The sequence below is a fragment of the Arthrobacter sp. C2 genome, from assembly GCA_024207135.1.
Taxonomy (GTDB): domain Bacteria; phylum Actinomycetota; class Actinomycetes; order Actinomycetales; family Micrococcaceae; genus Paeniglutamicibacter.
In genome coordinates, this window is record CP042428.1 from 1152835 (window position 1) to 1170385 (window position 17551).

The window sequence follows — 17551 nt, forward strand, 5'->3', positions numbered from 1 at the left end:
GTGTTGCGGTGGCAAGCCCATAAGGGCTTGCCACCCTAAGAATTGGTTCCTAAGTGAACCTACGCTCCAGCTTAAGCCAGTGCAGCGAGGATTGCATCGCCAATCTCGGCCGTGGTGCGCGGGTCGGTCATTTCATCACGTGATGCAATGTCGCTTTCCACGGCTTCTTCCACTCGGCGGGCGGCCTCCGACAGGCCAACATGGTCAAGCAAGAGAGCTGCCGAAAGGATCGCCGCCGTAGGGTCGGCCTTCTGCTGGCCGGCGATGTCCGGCGCCGAACCATGCACCGGCTCGAACATTGACGGTGCGGTGCGGTCCATATTGATGTTTCCCGAAGCGGCCAGGCCAATGCCGCCGGTGATCGCGCCGGCCTGGTCGGTGAGGATGTCACCGAAGAGGTTGTCGGTGACAATGACATCGAAACGCGAGGGGTTGGTGGTCATGAAGATCGTTGCGGCATCCACGTGCAGGTAATCGTGGGTGACGTTCGGGAATTCCTGAGCGACTGCTTCGACGGTGCGGCGCCACAAGTGACCGGCGTAGACCAGGACGTTGTGCTTGTGGACCAAAGTCACGTGCTTGCGCGAGCGATCATTGGCGCGGCGGAATGCGTCGCGTACAACGCGCTCCACGCCGTGCGCGGTGTTGATGGATACCTCTGTGGCAATTTCATGGGGCGTTCCGGCACGGAGTACGCCGCCATTGCCTACGTAGGGACCTTCAGTTCCTTCGCGAACAACGATGAAGTCGATTTCACCGGGTTCAGCCAAAGGGCTCGGGACGCCGGGGTACAGCTTGGACGGACGCAAGTTCACAAAGTGGTCCAGGCTGAAGCGCAGCTTGAGCAGCAGCTCGCGTTCAATCAGGCCTGAAGGAATACGGGTATCCCCGGGTGCCGCACCAACGGCGCCAAACAGGATTGCATCATGGGTGCGCAGCGCTGCCAGGGTTTCCTCGGGCAGGGTCTCCCCCGTTTCGAGCCAGTGCTCGGCACCGAGTTGGTAGTCGGTCAGCACCAGTTGCACGTTGGTGCTCTCCGTGGCCTTCTTCAGGACCTTCACGGCCTCGGCAATTACTTCTGGACCAATGCCATCGCCTGCAATGACAGCAATATTCAAGGATTCGCTCATGACACATGAGTTTATCGAGTTGTATCACTATGTGAGCAACCTGTCTCAAAATATGAACAGCTCGTGGCTGGACAGAGCCACATTTCATGCCGAGGCATGAGGCACACCCGGCGTTTGCCCCGTAGGCTTGAGGACGAAGCTAACCCCTCCAGTTGCCAACGCAGGAACCGATGACGCCACACCGCACCATAGACAAGTGGATTCGAGAGAATCCAAACAAGGTTGACCTCATCTTTGGCCTCGGAATCTGGCTCGTCTTCGGATTCCTTGCCGGCATCATGCTGGGCGTTTCAGGCAACGGTTGGACGATGTTCGTCTTGGGTTCGTTGCAGACGCTTCCGCTCATCTGGCGGCGAAGGCGGCCCGCGCCGGCCGCCGGAATCATCGTCATCGCGCATCTGATCCAGGTCGTGGTCACAAGCGAATTGTTGCCTTCCCAGATTGCCGTGCCAATTACGGTCTATACATTGGCAGCTTTCGGCAAACGGTGGGAATCATTCTCCGGGCTGGCAGCGGGATTCGTTGGAGCTCTGCTGGCCAGTGTCCGGGTAGGAGTCTGGGCCGGCGGAAATTCGCTTGAAGGCATGGTTCTGAACTTCATTGGCCTAGGACTCGTGGTTCTGGTTGCCTGGACGTTTGGGGATTTGGCCCGTACACGACGACTTACCTTGCAAACACTCGAGGACCGCACCCGGAGGCTCGAGACCGAGCGGGAACAGGAACGTGCGTTGGCTGCCGCCGACGAACGCAACCACATAGCTCGGGAAATGCATGACATTGTTGCCCACTCCCTTTCGGTGATCATCACCCAATCCGATGGTGCACGCTACGCGAGTGAACACGACCCGGAGATTGCCAGGGAAACCCTTGCCACGATCGCCCAGACCGGACGAAGCTCGCTACAAGAGATGCGCAGACTGCTGGGTGTGCTGCGCGGCGGCGATGAAGCTTCAACGAGGCCGCTCCCAACACTCGTGGATGTTCCCGAGCTGCTGGAAACCACACGAAAGAGCGGACTCGAGATTAGCTACACGCAAGAAGGAACTTCCCGGCGTGCGCTGCCTGCAGGCGCAGAACTCACTGCGTACAGGGCGCTGCAGGAGGCACTGACCAATGTATTGAAACATGCCGGACCTTCGACCTCGGCCGCCGTGAACCTCGTCTGGAATAGCAAGGGGTTGCAGCTGTTCATTTCTGACAACGGCCGCGGAGCCGGAGCCCTCAGCACATCGGACGCCGGACAGGGACTGCTCGGCATGGCTGAACGGGTCGCCCTCTACGATGGCCGTGTGCGAGCCGAGCCAAAGTCCGGCGGCGGATTTCACGTTGACGTATTTATCCCCTACACCGAGGACTAGAAATCTTGCCCAAAGAAAACCCCATTCGGGTTGCACTCGTCGATGACCAGCTATTGGTTCGAAGTGGCTTCCGGATGCTGATCAACTCCCAATCCGATCTCGAAGTCGTTGCCGAGGCCTCTAACGGCCGTGAAGCCATTGCTTCGCCTACCTTGGCTGGCGCGGATGTCATCCTCATGGACGTGCGCATGCCTGAGATGAACGGGATAGAGACCACGGAGTACTTGCTTGCAAAGCAAGCCAAGGGTGCCCCGGGCCTGAAGGTCATCGTACTGACCACCTTTGACCTCGACGAGTATGCGCTCTCCGCCATCCAGGCCGGAGCCAGTGGATTCCTCCTCAAGGACGCTCCTCCCGAGGAACTCCTCGAATCGATTCGCACGGTCTTCCGCGGAGATGCAGTTATCGCGCCGTCAACGACGCGCAGACTTCTGGACCATGTAGCCCCCATGCTGCGGCGCTCGACCCTCCCGGACAGCGCGCACGTCAAGGCCGTGGAATCATTGACCCCGCGTGAACGCGAGGTTTTTGGGCTCATCGCCAACGGCAATTCCAATCCGGAGATTGCGGCGGAGTTGTACTTGTCGGAAGCAACGATCAAGACACATGTAGGGCACATCCTGGCCAAGTTGAGCGCAAGGGACCGTGTGCAGGCAGTTGTCATCGCCTACGAGACCGGCATAGTGACACCCTAAACCTAGAGCCAGAGTGATCGTGGTCAAGCGTAACTTGAACTTTCGAGACCCCCTGCATGGAGTACGCGAGTGTGGACAAGGACGCGGCATCCCAGCTCTTTTAATTGATGAGCTCTGGCAGCCTTTCTCTCACCTCGACATCGTGATGTTTACAACGACCGCCATCTTAATTCGAACGATGATAATATTTCACGGTGATCCTGTCTGTTCGTCAAGAGTTGCAGGACACTCGTATCTGAGAGATCGAGCTTGATCGGACGGAAAGAAAATCATAGTCAACGGATGGAAAGGGCGCATCGCGTCGACGCTTCCATCGCCGGCGTGGAAAATAGTGCATTCGTCATATGCACTACTAAATCGTCTACGGACGCTCACCGCGCGAAAGAGCGTACCGCTACTTCAACAGGCCCAGACCATAGAGGACATCCGGACGATGACGGCAGAACATATCCGCTCAGTCCTAGAAGCGACCGGTTTCGACTTTGTGGAGCAGACAGACCTTGGCCGTAATGGATTCCAGATCCTTCAACGCTCCATCAATGATGTTACGGAAATCTTTAAAGCAAGTGACATGATACTGGGATTGCCTGCACCCAATGAAAACCTTCAACTTTCGCTTTTTGCGCATTCACTACGCAAAAATCTCGCAAGGGCCATCAGTGTTCCTATTAGCGATCCAGAATCAAATCGAACAAATTCTTTCGGATCTACCCTGAACCTGCCGATAGATGTCGTCTACACATGGGTCGACGGGGAAGATCCCGAGTGGAAGGAAGACTACTCAGATGCGCTAGCTCGGTATGGCTCGACGAGTCCCCGAACATCGTCGGATATGGTCCGCTTTCGAGACAGGGAAGAGTTAAAGTACTCACTACGTTCGATCGAGATGTTTGCTCCGTGGATAAATCATATTTACATTGTTACGAACGGGCAAGTTCCGGCGTGGCTGGACCTAAATAATCCAAAAATATCTCTAGTAACTCATGCAGAAATTTTTCAAAATCCGTCTGATTTACCAACATTTAACTCACATGCAATCGAAGCCAATATACATAGAATCCCGGGCTTGAATGAACACTTTCTCTACTTTAATGATGATGTATTTTTATCAGATTGGTGCACTCCGGAAACATTTTTTACCTCTACAGGGAAAAGTAAATATTTCGAAAGTGATAACCGAGTTCCCGATGACCCTTCAGTCACCGATTTACCAAGCAATTGGGCGGCCCACAACAACAAGCGTTTGCTGGAACAAAAATTTGGATACCTGGCAACAAAGAAATTCAAACATACCGCCCATGCGCAGCGACTCAGTACACTCCAAAAAGTGGCGCATCATTTCGGAAAATACCTGGAGCAGACAACCAGAAATAAATTCAGACACCGCACAGATATATCGGTTCCCTCTAATCTTGCGCATCATTTCGGTGCAATCGTTGGAACAGCTGTCCCCGGGGAAATAGGATATAGATATGTTGACATTAGCTCTGCTCGGGTGGATGTAGAACTCTCACGGCTTCTTCTATGGGACAACCCGACGATATTTTGCCTAAATCAAGTTTCATCAAAGGCCACCCGCGACCAATCCGAAACAGACATGATCCGGAATTTCCTTGAGAATTATTTCCCTTGGAAATCTCAAGCTGAATTGTAGTACCTAGAGTGTATCGTCTGACTCTCGCGCTATGAATGGCATCGGGAGTTGTCGGCCATGGGAAATTCCCGAGCGCGTCTTTGAATCTTCTTACAGGCTGAAGACTTCAGACCATTCCAAGCGATCGTGTCGGGCTGGTGAATATCCGGAGGTTTTAGAACCACCAGATATTGCCTTTCAGAGCCAACAATATTTCCGTTGAAAGCCAGTACCTCCCCGGGCGGGAGCCGCCGGGAGTATTTGACCGCTTTGAGCACCACCCAGTCTTGCGGTTCAGCACCACCGTTCGTGCGTGAGGCTTGTCAGTAGCTGGTCTGGGACTGGCTGGCAGGATAGGAGCCGGCCGGTCTACCCCGAGAGCATGACTCTTTACACACCTGCCCCTCGCGGTGGCTTGATCCGGACTTGTCTGCTCTTGCGGGTGGTCGGCCGGCGCCAGTCCGGCCCACCACGGTAGCTTGATTAGAAGATTGTCCACCCTCAGGGGCGTGAACCCTCACAGTGCTGATGCTCCTATGCTTGTCAACTTCTAACGGCGGCCTGTTCCTCAAGCCATTTTCGGTAGCTGCCAAATAGCGCCAGTGGGTACTTCTGTTCCGGCTTGTTGGTGTGTAACCTCGCAACATCGTGGACACCAAACGTCATCACTTGGTGGGCAGGTAGTCTCGCGGCTTCGTGTGTCCTGTATCAAAACATCGTGGACACACGATCTCATGACATCGGAGACACGATGTCTCAACACATCGTGGACTTTGCTGGCAGGCGGCGCTGACAGACTCGCTGCCATGACAAACGCCCTTTCACCTCAGGCCCGAGCCGCGATCATCAATGACGATCCGACCCAGCCGCATGCCTTGAACGTGACCGAGTTCTGCAAGTCGGTCAAGGTCTCCCGCAGCGTGTTCTACAAGATCCGCACACGGGCAGCCAGCTGAGCGAATCCACGGCCGCTTTGCATCCCCGGTCCCGCGCCCCGAAGCACCCCTCCAGGCAGTATGGCCCCGAGGTCACCAAAGAGGTCGTCAAGATCCGCAAGCGGCTCAAGACGGATGGTTGGGATTACGGCCCGCGCTCGATCCACTACGAGGCAGCCCTCCAGGACGGCTTCCCCGGCGGCAAAGTTCCCTCGGTTGCAACCATCGCCGAGTGCTTGCCAGCGTCGGGCAGGTCGACGCATCGCCCAGGAAACGCCCCAAATCCTCCTTCGTCCCCTTCGTGCGGTCCACCGCCATGTCCCTGTGGCAGCTCGACGCCTTCGAATACCGGCTATTTGGCAGCCTTTGGCATTTGGTGGCCCGTAAACGCGGTCGGTCAGTCGGCATACGTGCCAGCGACCAGCTCCAGCTCACGTAATGCCGCTACTGCTCTCCCCCGATGGTGTGCTGCATAGCGTACCCGCGGACGGCTCGGACCAGCGGTTCGGCTCCGGTATCCATGCCAAGGCGAGCCGGGAGCGGCCGGAACCCGATTCGACGACACCGAAAGAAGGATCTCGTTCGCAATTAAGCATCGCAATCAACATCAATACTAATATCGTCATCGCGGACCAGTGCTCTGGAGCCTGGTCAGTTGGCCAAGGTGACTCGGGAGCGACAAGGAAGCGAGACGAGCTTAGGTGGCTCGTACAATCTTCTCCGGGTTTCTTAGGTGCCGCCTAAGACAAGTACGGCTGGTCCGCATGGTCCAGACCACTTGTCAAACTAACAGATACGATTCATTCCCCGTACGAATCAAACTTTTGTTGACAATAGGTCTATATTCAACAAATGATTGAAGACAGTCGTAAATAAAGTCAAGGTTCTCCGTCACCAAAGGAGTGTGACGCTGATTTGAAGTGTTTACAATAAGAGAATGTTTCGAATCGCCAATCCAACTATTATGAAATTTTACTATTTGCGCGAATTGATCATCCTTAATTCCAGTATAGGTATAAAATATGGTATCTTGTGTATGAATTTTAATCTCATCACTGTACATTAGTTCGTTAAGATACAACTCTTTTGTTTCTGGATTATTGCTTCCAAGAATAAGTTGCATATAATCTTTGAAATATTTGCGCCAATATCGACCAATTTCAATTTGCGGAACCAGAGAAAGAACATGAGTGATGTGTCTGTTTAACATTCCATATAAAAGTGCAGCCGTGCCACCTTTACTGCTCCCAAAGGCGATCACCCGCTCATAAGGCTTCTCCGAAATAAATTGATCCAGATCTAAATTGATGGAGTGGTGAATTGACCTGCCCTCATCCATGGTGTACCACCCATAGCTTCGCGAATAATAGTCCTTTACAAAAAGATAATCAGCTCCCGGGTAGGCGGACGGCATTTTACGCCAATTGAGGAAATCATGCATACGGCGCACATCCTCTGGCGCTAGCGAGCCGTCCAAGATCATAGGAAACACGTCATTAGTTATTCTACCAGCCGACTGAAAAAGAATAATTAGAACAGATGACCCATTATCAACATATTCATAACTCATGTTCTTATATTTACCGGGTTCTAAATTTGAAATACTCATAAGTGTCCCGCATTCCTTAAAGTAGTAATAATTCGGTTTGCAATGGCTGCATGCCCACGCACGTTCACATGCACCCGATCAGCGTCAAGGAAGCTGGGGTCAACAACATTTGGTGTCATCAAGTCTACGTGAACAGCCCCGAAGTCTTGACTTGAAATTCTGACATAGTCTTCGAATCTCAAATTTCCTCTTGTGATTCGGGCCGGCGACGACGGACCGACACTGATCAACTGAGAGCTCGGAAACTTCTCTGCCGCCAAAGCGAAGGTCCGACGAACGGAATCGGCGACGTATGATTCATCTGCCTCAAAGTTCTTGAAGTCGTTCTGACCACCCGCGATCACGACAAAGTCAGGCGCTATTGTATCCGCTACAGCCTCAATAGTGGCCCCATAATAAGGGCACACGTCGACCTCGCACTTCCGTGGGCGCTTTGTATAGCCTGCCCCGGGATATGCCTGATTTACCTCTACCCACCCAAACTCCTTCGCAACTAATGCGGACCATCGGTTCTCCTCAGTCGTCGCCCCTACTCCATGAGTGTAAGAATCTCCAATAAAGAGCGCGATGGCTTGGGGACTCATCCTATCCTCAGCGCGCAGTCCCTGGCTTCTCAGTCCCGAACATCCAGATAAGCCTAAGGATAAAAGAACTACCAATAAAGCGGAAAAGAACGATCTATTTTTCAAAACTTGACTTCACGGGAAAATATGTCTCCAAAAAATTTCTGATCACAATTTTGGTCACTAAGCGTTCCTTTGCTGTTTCCTTGCTAGAGCCATCATTGATACAAAAGGTGTCAAAACAACGAGATTTCAAAATCTTCAGCATACGTTCACGGCCCTGATTCGTGGCTGGGTCGACATATTCGTAGCGAATTGAGGAAACTACACCAACTCCCCGAATTAGGGCATAGTTTAGATAAAGTGATCCCGCCATCGCGACATCTAGAATGGATCTGAATTGAGATTCTCTGGTCAATTCTATCGAAGCGCCGAAACTTCTTTCTAGTTCCATCATTAATGAGCGCCGAAGGGAAGCTCCCGTGTGGTAAAATTTTTGGGTATGAGAAATTCCAAATTTTTGAAGCAATAGGTCTCGAGCATTTCGAGAAGCCGTAGTCGAAGCAATTTCTCCTGGTCTATTATCGAAATAATCTACGAGGGCTTTCGAAGGAAATATCTTACTCAACCCATTGGTGTGAAAAAACATATTTTGGCTAATTGGTCTGGCGATAAACATGTCATCATTGAAATAGATGAAGTGTTCGCTCAAGCCATCTATACGATGTAAACAAGTTTCAATAGCGTGAGAATTAAAAGTTGGAAGACCCGCCTTACTCGGCCAGATATCCTCATGCGCGACTAATTTGATACGAGGATGGTTCAGATCTAACCATTTAGGGTAATGCCCAGACGTAACGATCCAAATACAATTAACCCAAGGAGCATATTGTTCGATTCCCCGTAATGCATAACGCAGTTCGTCGTGGCTCTCAAACCTCGAGGCACCTCTGGCGCGCTCAGTCTCAAAAGATGAATCATGTTCCCCTAAAGCTCTTGACCGTTCTTTGATCCAAGTAGGGTCGTCCCCGTCCACCCAGGTAAAAACTACGTCAATGGGGAATTTTACAGTGGACAAATGAGAAATCTCAGACCAGGCTACTGGAACTTTGTCAGAATCCAACCGTTCTATATCCTGCGAACTTAGTGGGGTCGCATTTGGTCGCCAGACGGGACTAGAATACACATCTTTGTCATCGGAGGCCCAGAAGTACAAGTCGACTCCTTGTGCCTCCGAAGCGCGGAAACCGGAATCCTGACTCGCGAATACATATTCCCACATCCGCACTGCGTTTAATTCGTTTTCCTTTATCCGGTCGACCGACGAAACCGCCGGCGACATCACATTTCGCGTGTTGATCTTGGAAAGATACCAGCCTACGAAAGACTTAGATTCTCGGAGAATTCGGAGAGCCCTTGCTCTTTCTTCCAATTTGATCGAAATAACGAACGGCTCTGACGTATCTGTGGGAAGTACCCAGTATTGAAGCCGGTTGTCGTTGAAGAGTTCGCAAATTTGCCCAAAAGTATTCAAGCGCTGAGTGGGCAGTATCAAATCGAAATCTACGCGTGCCATGACTGGCAGTCCCGCGAGGATACGTGGACGCCTTTCCAGATATAGTGCTGGTTTCAGCACTAGCTGAGAAAAAACTGCCAGATAGCTTCGAATCTTGATCATTCGAATCAAAAATTTTCTAATTATGTTTCGCGCATCGCTTAGGATTTGCAATTCATGGTCCTTCTATAAGCGTAGGATTCAACTCTGAATTATATTTTGAACGCAAATGGCTGGTCTTAACCAGATTAGTCTATTTGGTTAAGGCCAGCCATTTGCGTGAATGTATTGGCTAGTTCTAATTAGTGGTGTTCAAATTGACTAGGATCAGGGAAATACCCATTGACAAACGCTAATGCAGATTTACCCCACGCTGGATTGTCAGCGCTGCCACGCCCATCGTTGACGCACACAGACAGGAATTTGGACAACTTCCCAGTATTTTTTTCTTGGAGCAGTGTGTTGAAAAGATGCACAAAATTGTGATTCTGCTGAATGAGCCTAGTGTTACCACCGTCTGGAACGGCCCGACCGGTTAGATACGCAAAATGGTGATACAAAAATCCTGTCACCGCTATATCCGTGCTATGTCTAAATTTATTAGCTCGAGTTTCTAGGAATTCTGATTGGAATTTGTTTTCCATTTCAGAGAGAACGTTCTTGTTCATAGACTGCGGAGAGTGAGTATGAAGCCTTACTGGGTGGGCCCCAAACTCTCGGACGAGCAAACTTGCTGAATTTCGCGCAGCATTTAGATAATCTGGTTCACCCACAGTTGTTGGACCGTTCACCATTCCATAATTTTCAAGACGTAAACGAGCGATTCCATTCGAATAGAAGAAATCAGACTTTCTCGCAGGTTTCATCAAGAAAAAATCGTCATTAGAATAGACGAAATGGTCGCTTAGGTTCGGAATTTTGTGGAGAACTGTTTCAATTGCGTGTGAACTGAAGGTTGGCAGGAACTCGTCTTCAAAAACTTCAGAATGATCTACCCAGTGAATTTTAGAGTTATTTAAATCTAACCACTCAGGTGCCTTGCAATTTGTCAAAACATGGATAGTGCGGACCCAGGGCGCATACTCTTCGAGCGAACGAAGGGCATACTTTAGATCATCCCGAGTTTCGAATCTAGACTTATCGACGGCATCAGTGTCAACGTCCGGAGCCCATTGGTTGAACAGTTCCTTCCAATCTGGATCGTCGCCATTTACCCACGAGAATACCCAGTCGATATCAAAGTCGACTTCATCCGCAACACGAGCCGGCAACAGAGAATTCAGATCCGTGGCTATATTCTGTATTCCATCGACCTCAGCCAACTTTGACAGTTGGTTATCTAGAGTTCCCTTCCATATCCGGGACAATGTTGCATTGTTCTGTGGACTTGAAAGGTGGCCTTCTGGAGTTTTCGACCAAGACTCAACGCTTATTTTCAAGTCTTTTGAACTACTTCGCTGGTCAACGAGGCGTAAGTTCAGACGACGATGTAGTCTCAGAAGCTCGTGGCATTTCCTGACGTTTGCAGCGATTCGCTCTCCTGTCCTCAGGTTAACAACTTGGACCTCGAAACCATTCTCATAGGCTGTCGCCAATACGGAGTTGAGCAAGGAATGTGAATCCTTGCTGGGGGAAATAACCCGAAGGACGCCAGTTGATTGATCATCCAAATACCAATAAGTCGTATAATTCTCGATACCGGAAAGCAGTTCTGGATAACCGAATGATTCAACTCGAGGGGAAAAAGCTTCAGGAGTGGGAACCCGCCGAGGTAATGATACGTACTCAGTTTTGATAGGCGGACTTGCTTTTTTGACAGCGGTCTTTTTTGAAGAAGAAGGCTTCGCATAGGCGACTGGGGCAAAATCGGCAGGGCTCAGTCGCCTGGCCAGCGCTCGGCTATACCTTGAGTAGGTGATCGGGAAAATTTTTGGCATTTTAGTTTCCATGCGAGTGGTCGTTGAGAGCCCGAATGATCTGACGAGCTGCAGTGCCGTCTCCGTAAGGATTCAGGATGCCGTCGATAGGGCTCCGCTTGGTAGTTTTCTTCAATATCTTGTTGGCTTGTTCCACGATCTCGTCTTCATCCGTTCCAACTAAGACTGCGACGCCGGCTTCAATACCCTCTGGACGTTCCGTGGATTGTCGGGTAACGAGAACATGGGTTCCAAACGATGGTGCTTCTTCTTGAACTCCCCCAGAATCAGTAATAATGAGACTTGCTGTAGCCAACATGTAAACGAAGTCTTGATAGTCAAGCGGAGCAATCAAATGTACATTCGCGGACTCTGACAATATTTCCTCAGCTGGCCTGCGCGCATTCGGATTCAGGTGCATTGGGAAAATAAATTGCTTCAAAGGATATTCAACGGCGAGCCTTTTGACGGCGTTGTACACATTTCTCATGCCATCGCCGAAATTCTCTCGTCGGTGGTTTGTGACCAACACGATTTCTTCATCAACTTCAATGTATGGATGACGAGTGGCGAATTCTTCTTTAAATGTTGGCGAGGTGTCCAACTTATTCTTGACCCACAACAGGGAGTCTACAACTGTGTTTCCAGTCACAAAGATCGTATTCTGATCTATGTTTTCCTTAAGCAGGTTTTCTGCGGAACGGCTGGTGGGCGCGAAGTGAAATTTTGTTAGTCTCCCAATGAGGCGGCGATTACCTTCTTCGGGCCACGGTGATTTGATCGAATCGGTGCGAAGTCCGGCTTCGACGTGCCCAACAGGAACTTGATTATAGTAGGCGGCTAACGCGCCTATAAAGGATGTTGAGGTGTCCCCGTGAACTAGGATCAGGTCTGGATTTTCTGATTTGATAACGTCAGAAAGGGACGACAATGCTGTGGAAGCAAACTCAGCAAGGCTTTGGTTTGGCTTCATTAGGCTCAGATCAATGTCGGGTTCTATCTCCAGCATCTCTAATGCCTGGTGAAGAAGCTCGCGGTGCTGCCCAGTCACGACAACGACGGGCCGATACGTCGAGTCTTCGCTAAGAAGCTCCCGAACTACCGGGGCCATCTTGATTGCCTCAGGTCGTGTTCCGAACACTACCATTGCTTTCTTCATCTTGATTCCTTTGGTGAGGGCAAACGTGCCAATAAGATACTTAGTCTCGATTCCGCTTTGTGGAATTGTGCGCGGTCCGGAGCTATCCTCGAGTGCTGAGCGTGACCATTTTAGGCTTCCTCCATCGATTGTACAGCGACTTACAATTCGTATGAAACGGGTGTCGCATCGATCTTGGAGTTGTACCCCGGCTACAACAGTCCGGCTGTGGAGTCGTCTCCATATATTGAGAATTTTTGTGCATTAAATTGGCCAAATATTGCACAAAAGGCAAATCGTAGTTCGAGATCTTAGAAAGATCTTACTTAATTGCGTTAATCTGTCGTTTCGTACTTTGGAAATATTGGTGTTGGTGGCAATAGCTTCGTTCCCGCGACGAGCCTTGTTTCGAACGACACAAATTCTCGCTGTGAACCATCCTTCTGCCCTAGAACTGCGAGTAATGCCGATGCGGCCGTCGGGATGACTGGCTGCACCAGCAACGCGACCAGTCTCAGCACCTCAAGTGTCACGTAGAGGACAGTTTCCATGCGTGCTATATCCGTTTTTCGGAGTACCCACGGTTCTTGCTCTGCAAAGTAGGCGTTGGTATCTCCTAAGACAGTCCAGATAGCTTCAAGTGCCTTGCTGAACTCCTGACGAGCGAACGAGTCTCGACAAATCTCCAGTAGCCTGTCTGCCTCAACGAGGATCTTCTGGTCTGCATCCGTGAATTTTCCTGGGGTGGGAACCACCCCTCCGCAATTCTTCGCCACCATAGAAAGGGAACGCTGGGCAAGGTTGCCGAGGTTGTTGGCTAGGTCCGAATTCATTCGGCCAACAATCGTGTCGTGGCTGTAACTGCCATCGGCGCCGAAGGGAACCTCGCGCAGGAAGAAGTAACGGACTTGATCCAATCCGTACTGAGAGATGAAGTCTGCAGGGGCGACTACGTTGCCCAAGGACTTCGACATTTTTACGCCGTTGTTGTGGAGAAAACCATGGATCATCACTCGCTTGGGCAATGGCAACTTCGCCGACATCAGAAACGCTGGCCAATAGATGGCGTGGAAGCGGGAGATGTCCTTGCCAATCACATGGACATCAGCCGGCCAATACTTCTTGAACGATTCGGATTCAGTGTCGGGGAATCCGGTGCCGGTCAGGTAGTTCGTCAACGCATCAACCCACACATACATGACGTGGTCCTTGCTGCCTGGAACTGGGACACCCCAATCGAATGTGGTGCGTGAGATCGACAGATCATCTAAGCCGCGTTCAACGAAGCGGATGACCTCGTTGAAGCGCGACTGCGGAGCGCCGAAGTCCGGCTGCGACTTGTAAAGTTCTAACAGCTTGTTCTGGTACGCAGAGAGGCGGAAGAAGTAGGATTCCTCTTCTGTCCAAAGGACCTCAGTATCGGTTTCCTTGGAGTAACGGACTCCGTCCTCACGGACCTCAGTATCTTCCTCGGCGTGGAAGGCTTCGTCACGCACAGAGTACCAACCCGCGTACTTATCCAGGTAGATATCGCCATTGGCTTCCATGCGCTTCCAGATAGCCTGCGCAGCTGCATAGTGGTCCGAATCCGTGGTGCGAATGAATCTGTCGTAGCTGATGCCCAGCTCGTCATTCATCGCCTGGAAGGCGTCTGAGTTGCGCTGCGCCAGTTCTCGAGGGGTGATCCCCTCGCGTTCTGCGGTCTGCAGCATCTTCTGCCCATGCTCGTCCGTGCCTGTCATGAAGAACACGTCATAGCCGTCAAGGCGCTTGAAACGTGCCATGGCGTCGGTGGCAATTACCTCGTAGGCATGCCCGATGTGGGGCACGCCGTTCGGGTAGGAGATGGCGGTGGTGATGAAAAACGGGGTCTGCTCAGAAGTCACCCTAAAAATCTACCGTAGTTTGGCTTCAAACCGCCCATCGAAGACCCCTATGTGAGCTGGTCGAGCTGTTGCCAGAAGGCTATGCGCAGGGCTCGGCGGATATCTTGCAGGTCGGTCTTCCACTCCCCGATACGTTGCGCGCAGTCCTTGAGCAGCACCCTGTCGATCTCTGCCGGTAACAGGGGACGGTCAGAGAGCAGGTCTTTCAGTTCGGCAAGGTTGGTACTTGCATGCCAGTTCTTGGCAACGCTGCTGCCAACTTCGGCAGCGACATCCATGGCGCTTGAGTCGACAGCGCCTGCTGCTCCGGTAAACCCAGAGGTCTGTTGCGTTGAGCTGTAGACAAGCTGGTAATCAGCAGGTGCTGTTGACGCCGGTGCTTTTACAGGGGTTTGGAGTTTCGGACGCTGGTTCAACAGTGCGGGTGTGGGTGGTTTTGGCGCTCCTGGCTTGGGACGCATTGGCAGCGATTCAGTGCCCGTCTCCACTACTTTGATAGTCTCTGGTGCGTTGGCTATGTTGGCCGTCTGGGTGGCATGTTCCGGATCCCACGACACTGCCTTCACGAACGCTGTCTCGATGAGTTGCTCGGGCAATGTAATGATGCTGTCTACCCGCAAGGCGAGATGTTCGGCCACTGAGGCAACGCCCAGCCGATGGTCAGCCTTCTCCACTCCAATAAGTACGACCTTCATGCCCAAGTCTTGTGCTTCTTCGACTGCCTCAGCCAGATCATCATCGCCAGACACCAAGAAGGCAACGGACGCTGCGCGGTTACGGGCAATACCGACCAAGTCAAGGCCCAACTTGAGGTCAACACCTTTTTGCTCGCCATTAAACGAAATACGCCCCAACCGAACCTTTACTCCGGGTATCAGGCCTATGCGCTTGTGCTGATCGGTAAAGATTGCATCCTTCGCAGCGTCATACCAATAGATTCGTAGGTTCTCCAGACCACTAAATTCCTTGGCTGTTTTGAGGATTCCCTCGATCAGCGCTTCAAAGTTAACCGTAAAGGCTGCACGTAATGTTGTTCCAGAGGCACGGTGTCCCCCGATAGCTAGTAAGAAGCTGGCATCCACGAAAATGGCACTTTGAGACGTCATCCTTCAATCCTATGCTGTGCGAAGGATCTGCTTGAGAAACGCGCAGGCCACCTGAGAATTTGCTAGTGACTTCCCAGAAAACATCCTTATGAACCACTTCGCACACAAGCGCATGAACCAACTGCCTGAACGTGTACGAGTTCAACCCATCAGTTGACGTTCATGATTCGTGCTCTCGGTCGTCCGTGACCGGGCCGAAACCCAAGCAACAAAAATGCCCCGCATGCCCACCGGCAGTCATTCCCGAACAATTCCAGGAAGACTGCCGACGGCGTGCGAGGCGCTCTACTTGTTTGTCCCTGGTCGAGATTAGTCCTCGAGGTTGATCTCGCGGGCCACAGTGGCGCCAATGGCCGCACGGACAATGTCCAGCACACCGGATGGCAGCGAGGAATCGATGGCCAAGACCGCAACGGCCTCGCCGCGCTCTTCCTTGCGGGCAACCTGCATGCCAGCAATGTTCACGCCCTGCTCACCCAGGACGTTGCCCAAGGTACCAATGACACCCGGGCGGTCTGCATAGCGCAGCACGATCATGTGGTCGGTGATCGGGATTTCGATTTCGTAGCCGTTGATGCCAACGAGCTTCTCGATCTGCTTCGGTCCGGTGAGGGTACCAGCGACCGAAAGCTGAGTGCCTTCGGTGGAAGCGCCCTTGACAGTGAGCAGGTTGCGGTATTCAGGCGAATCCGGGGTGGTCACCAATCGGGTGGCCACGCCGCGCTGTTCCGCCAGCACCGGGGCGTTTACGTAGGAGACCTGGTCGGAGACAACATCCATGAAGACACCCTTGAGTGCCGAAAGTTCCAGTGCCTTTACATCCAGGGAGGCGATCTCGCCGGCAACGACAACGTCGATGCTGGTCAGGGACCCAACGGTCAGCGCATTGAAGATGCGACCCAGCTTCTCGATCAGCGGGATACCCGGGCGAACGTTTTCATCAATGACACCACCGGCAACGTTGACCGCGTCCGGAACCAGCTCGCCGGCCAGGGCCAGGCGAACGGACTTGGCCACGGAGACGCCCGCCTTCTCTTGGGCTTCATCGGTCGAAGCACCCAGGTGCGGGGTGACCGTGACATTCTCGAATTCAAAGAACGGAAGATCCGTGCTGGGCTCCTGGACGAAGACGTCAATGCCGGCTCCGGCAATTTCCTCGTTCTTCAACGCCGTGTAGAGCGCTTCCTGATCAACGAGGCCACCGCGGGCCACATTGATCACATAAGCGGAGTTCTTCATCTTGGCAAAAGCATCCTTGCCAAGCATGCCAATAGTTTCCGGGGTCTTGGGCATGTGGATGGTGACGAAGTCGGACTGGGCCAGAAGTTCATCCAGCTCCACCAGGGTGACGCCGAGCTGCTGGGCGCGTGCCGGGGTGATGTAGGGATCGTAGGCAAGGATTTCCATGCCAAAGCCCTGTAGGCGTGCGGCCACCAAGGCGCCAATGCGGCCCAGGCCAATGATGCCGGCCTTCTTCTCAAAAAGCTCGACGCCAGTGTAGGAGCTGCGCTTCCAGGCACCGGCCTTCAGTGAGGCGTTGGCCGCCGGAATGCGGCGGGCCAGGGACACGATGTGCCCCACGGTCAGCTCCGCGGCGGAAATGATGTTGGAGGTCGGAGCGTTCACGACCATGACACCGGCCTGGGTGGCGGCCTTGATGTCAACGTTGTCCAGGCCGACCCCGGCTCGTGCAATGATTTTCAGGTTCTTGGCTGCGGCAATAGCCTCTGCATCGACCTGGGTGGCGGAGCGCACGAGGATGGCATCCACGTCAGCAATCGCAGCCAACAGCCGGGAGCGGTCTGCACCGTCTGTCTGCCGAATCTCGAAATCGGGACCCAAGGCCGCAATGGTTGCGGGCGAGAGTTCTTCGGCCAAAAGGACGACTGGCTTGTTTACAGACACGGGGTGGCACCTTTGCTATTTCAGTGGGCTGGATGCATGGTCCGGGATCGACCGGACCAGAATGCCCAGAATATCGCCCGTCAGGTCATATACCCGGCTCCACTGTCCGATGTTACGGGACC

Annotated in this window: 12 protein-coding genes and 1 pseudogene; 4 read left to right on the plus strand and 9 right to left on the minus strand. The window is 52.4% G+C overall.

The window, feature by feature from the left end:
• Positions 1-71: 71 nt before the first annotated feature.
• On the minus strand, positions 72-1130 hold the full coding sequence (locus FPY90_RS05385) for a 3-isopropylmalate dehydrogenase (protein ID WP_498684286.1): 1059 nt from the start codon (positions 1128-1130) through the stop codon (positions 72-74).
• Between the two features lie 170 nt (positions 1131-1300).
• Here FPY90_RS05385 and FPY90_RS05390 point away from each other — a divergent pair, with 170 nt between their 5' ends.
• The 4 genes and pseudogenes from FPY90_RS05390 to FPY90_RS05405 all read left to right on the plus strand — a co-directional run.
• The gene (locus FPY90_RS05390) at positions 1301-2488 is read left to right on the plus strand and encodes a sensor histidine kinase (protein WP_498684288.1); all 1188 of its coding nucleotides are present in this window, start codon (positions 1301-1303) and stop codon (positions 2486-2488) included.
• Between the two features lie 74 nt (positions 2489-2562).
• Positions 2563-3183 (plus strand): response regulator, encoded by a 621-nt coding sequence (locus FPY90_RS05395; RefSeq protein WP_498685521.1) that lies wholly within the window; start codon positions 2563-2565, stop codon positions 3181-3183.
• Between the two features lie 433 nt (positions 3184-3616).
• A complete protein-coding gene (locus tag FPY90_RS05400; RefSeq protein ID WP_498684290.1) occupies positions 3617-4837 on the plus strand; it encodes a Stealth CR1 domain-containing protein in 1221 nt (406 codons plus the stop codon).
• A 785-nt stretch (positions 4838-5622) separates the two neighbouring features.
• Positions 5623-6103 (plus strand): annotated as a pseudogene (locus FPY90_RS05405) (transposase family protein); the annotation flags it as partial.
• 429 nt (positions 6104-6532) lie between these two features.
• Here FPY90_RS05405 and FPY90_RS05410 read toward each other — a convergent pair.
• From FPY90_RS05410 to serA, 8 genes are all read right to left on the minus strand, one after another.
• Positions 6533-7360: a hypothetical protein gene (locus tag FPY90_RS05410; RefSeq protein WP_498684292.1), complete on the minus strand. Its 828-nt coding sequence runs from the start codon at positions 7358-7360 to the stop codon at positions 6533-6535.
• A complete protein-coding gene (locus FPY90_RS05415) occupies positions 7357-7944 on the minus strand; it encodes an SGNH/GDSL hydrolase family protein (protein WP_498684293.1) in 588 nt (195 codons plus the stop codon). Before FPY90_RS05415 ends, FPY90_RS05410 begins: the two co-directional genes overlap by 4 nt.
• Positions 7945-8038: 94 nt before the next feature.
• Positions 8039-9601: a stealth family protein gene (locus FPY90_RS05420; protein ID WP_498684295.1), complete on the minus strand. Its 1563-nt coding sequence runs from the start codon at positions 9599-9601 to the stop codon at positions 8039-8041.
• Positions 9602-9780: 179 nt separating this feature from the next.
• Positions 9781-11415, minus strand: coding sequence for a stealth conserved region 3 domain-containing protein (locus FPY90_RS05425; RefSeq protein ID WP_498684299.1), 1635 nt, complete (start codon positions 11413-11415; stop codon positions 9781-9783).
• Position 11416: 1 nt separating this feature from the next.
• Entirely contained in the window at positions 11417-12553 is a 1137-nt protein-coding gene (wecB, locus tag FPY90_RS05430; protein ID WP_498684300.1) for a non-hydrolyzing UDP-N-acetylglucosamine 2-epimerase, read from the minus strand.
• A 314-nt stretch (positions 12554-12867) separates the two neighbouring features.
• Positions 12868-14418, minus strand: coding sequence for a methionine--tRNA ligase (gene metG, locus FPY90_RS05435; protein ID WP_498684301.1), 1551 nt, complete (start codon positions 14416-14418; stop codon positions 12868-12870).
• A gap of 47 nt (positions 14419-14465) precedes the next feature.
• Positions 14466-15524, minus strand: a complete 1059-nt coding sequence (locus FPY90_RS05440; protein WP_498684303.1) for an NYN domain-containing protein — start codon at positions 15522-15524, stop codon at positions 14466-14468.
• Between the two features lie 309 nt (positions 15525-15833).
• A complete protein-coding gene (gene serA / locus FPY90_RS05445) occupies positions 15834-17429 on the minus strand; it encodes a phosphoglycerate dehydrogenase (protein WP_498684305.1) in 1596 nt (531 codons plus the stop codon).
• Positions 17430-17551: the final 122 nt, after the last annotated feature.

Coding starts and splice junctions, on each gene's coding strand:
- FPY90_RS05425 (WP_498684299.1), bottom strand. CDS start 11,415: ATGCCAAAAATTTTCCCGATCACCTACTCAAGGTATAGCCGAGCGCTG.
- FPY90_RS05410 (WP_498684292.1), bottom strand. CDS start 7,360: ATGAGTATTTCAAATTTAGAACCCGGTAAATATAAGAACATGAGTTAT.
- FPY90_RS05415 (WP_498684293.1), bottom strand. CDS start 7,944: ATGAGTCCCCAAGCCATCGCGCTCTTTATTGGAGATTCTTACACTCAT.
- wecB (WP_498684300.1), bottom strand. CDS start 12,553: ATGAAGAAAGCAATGGTAGTGTTCGGAACACGACCTGAGGCAATCAAG.
- FPY90_RS05390 (WP_498684288.1), top strand. CDS start 1,301: ATGACGCCACACCGCACCATAGACAAGTGGATTCGAGAGAATCCAAAC.
- FPY90_RS05400 (WP_498684290.1), top strand. CDS start 3,617: ATGACGGCAGAACATATCCGCTCAGTCCTAGAAGCGACCGGTTTCGAC.
- FPY90_RS05395 (WP_498685521.1), top strand. CDS start 2,563: ATGCTGATCAACTCCCAATCCGATCTCGAAGTCGTTGCCGAGGCCTCT.
- FPY90_RS05440 (WP_498684303.1), bottom strand. CDS start 15,524: ATGACGTCTCAAAGTGCCATTTTCGTGGATGCCAGCTTCTTACTAGCT.
- FPY90_RS05420 (WP_498684295.1), bottom strand. CDS start 9,601: ATGATCAAGATTCGAAGCTATCTGGCAGTTTTTTCTCAGCTAGTGCTG.
- FPY90_RS05385 (WP_498684286.1), bottom strand. CDS start 1,130: ATGAGCGAATCCTTGAATATTGCTGTCATTGCAGGCGATGGCATTGGT.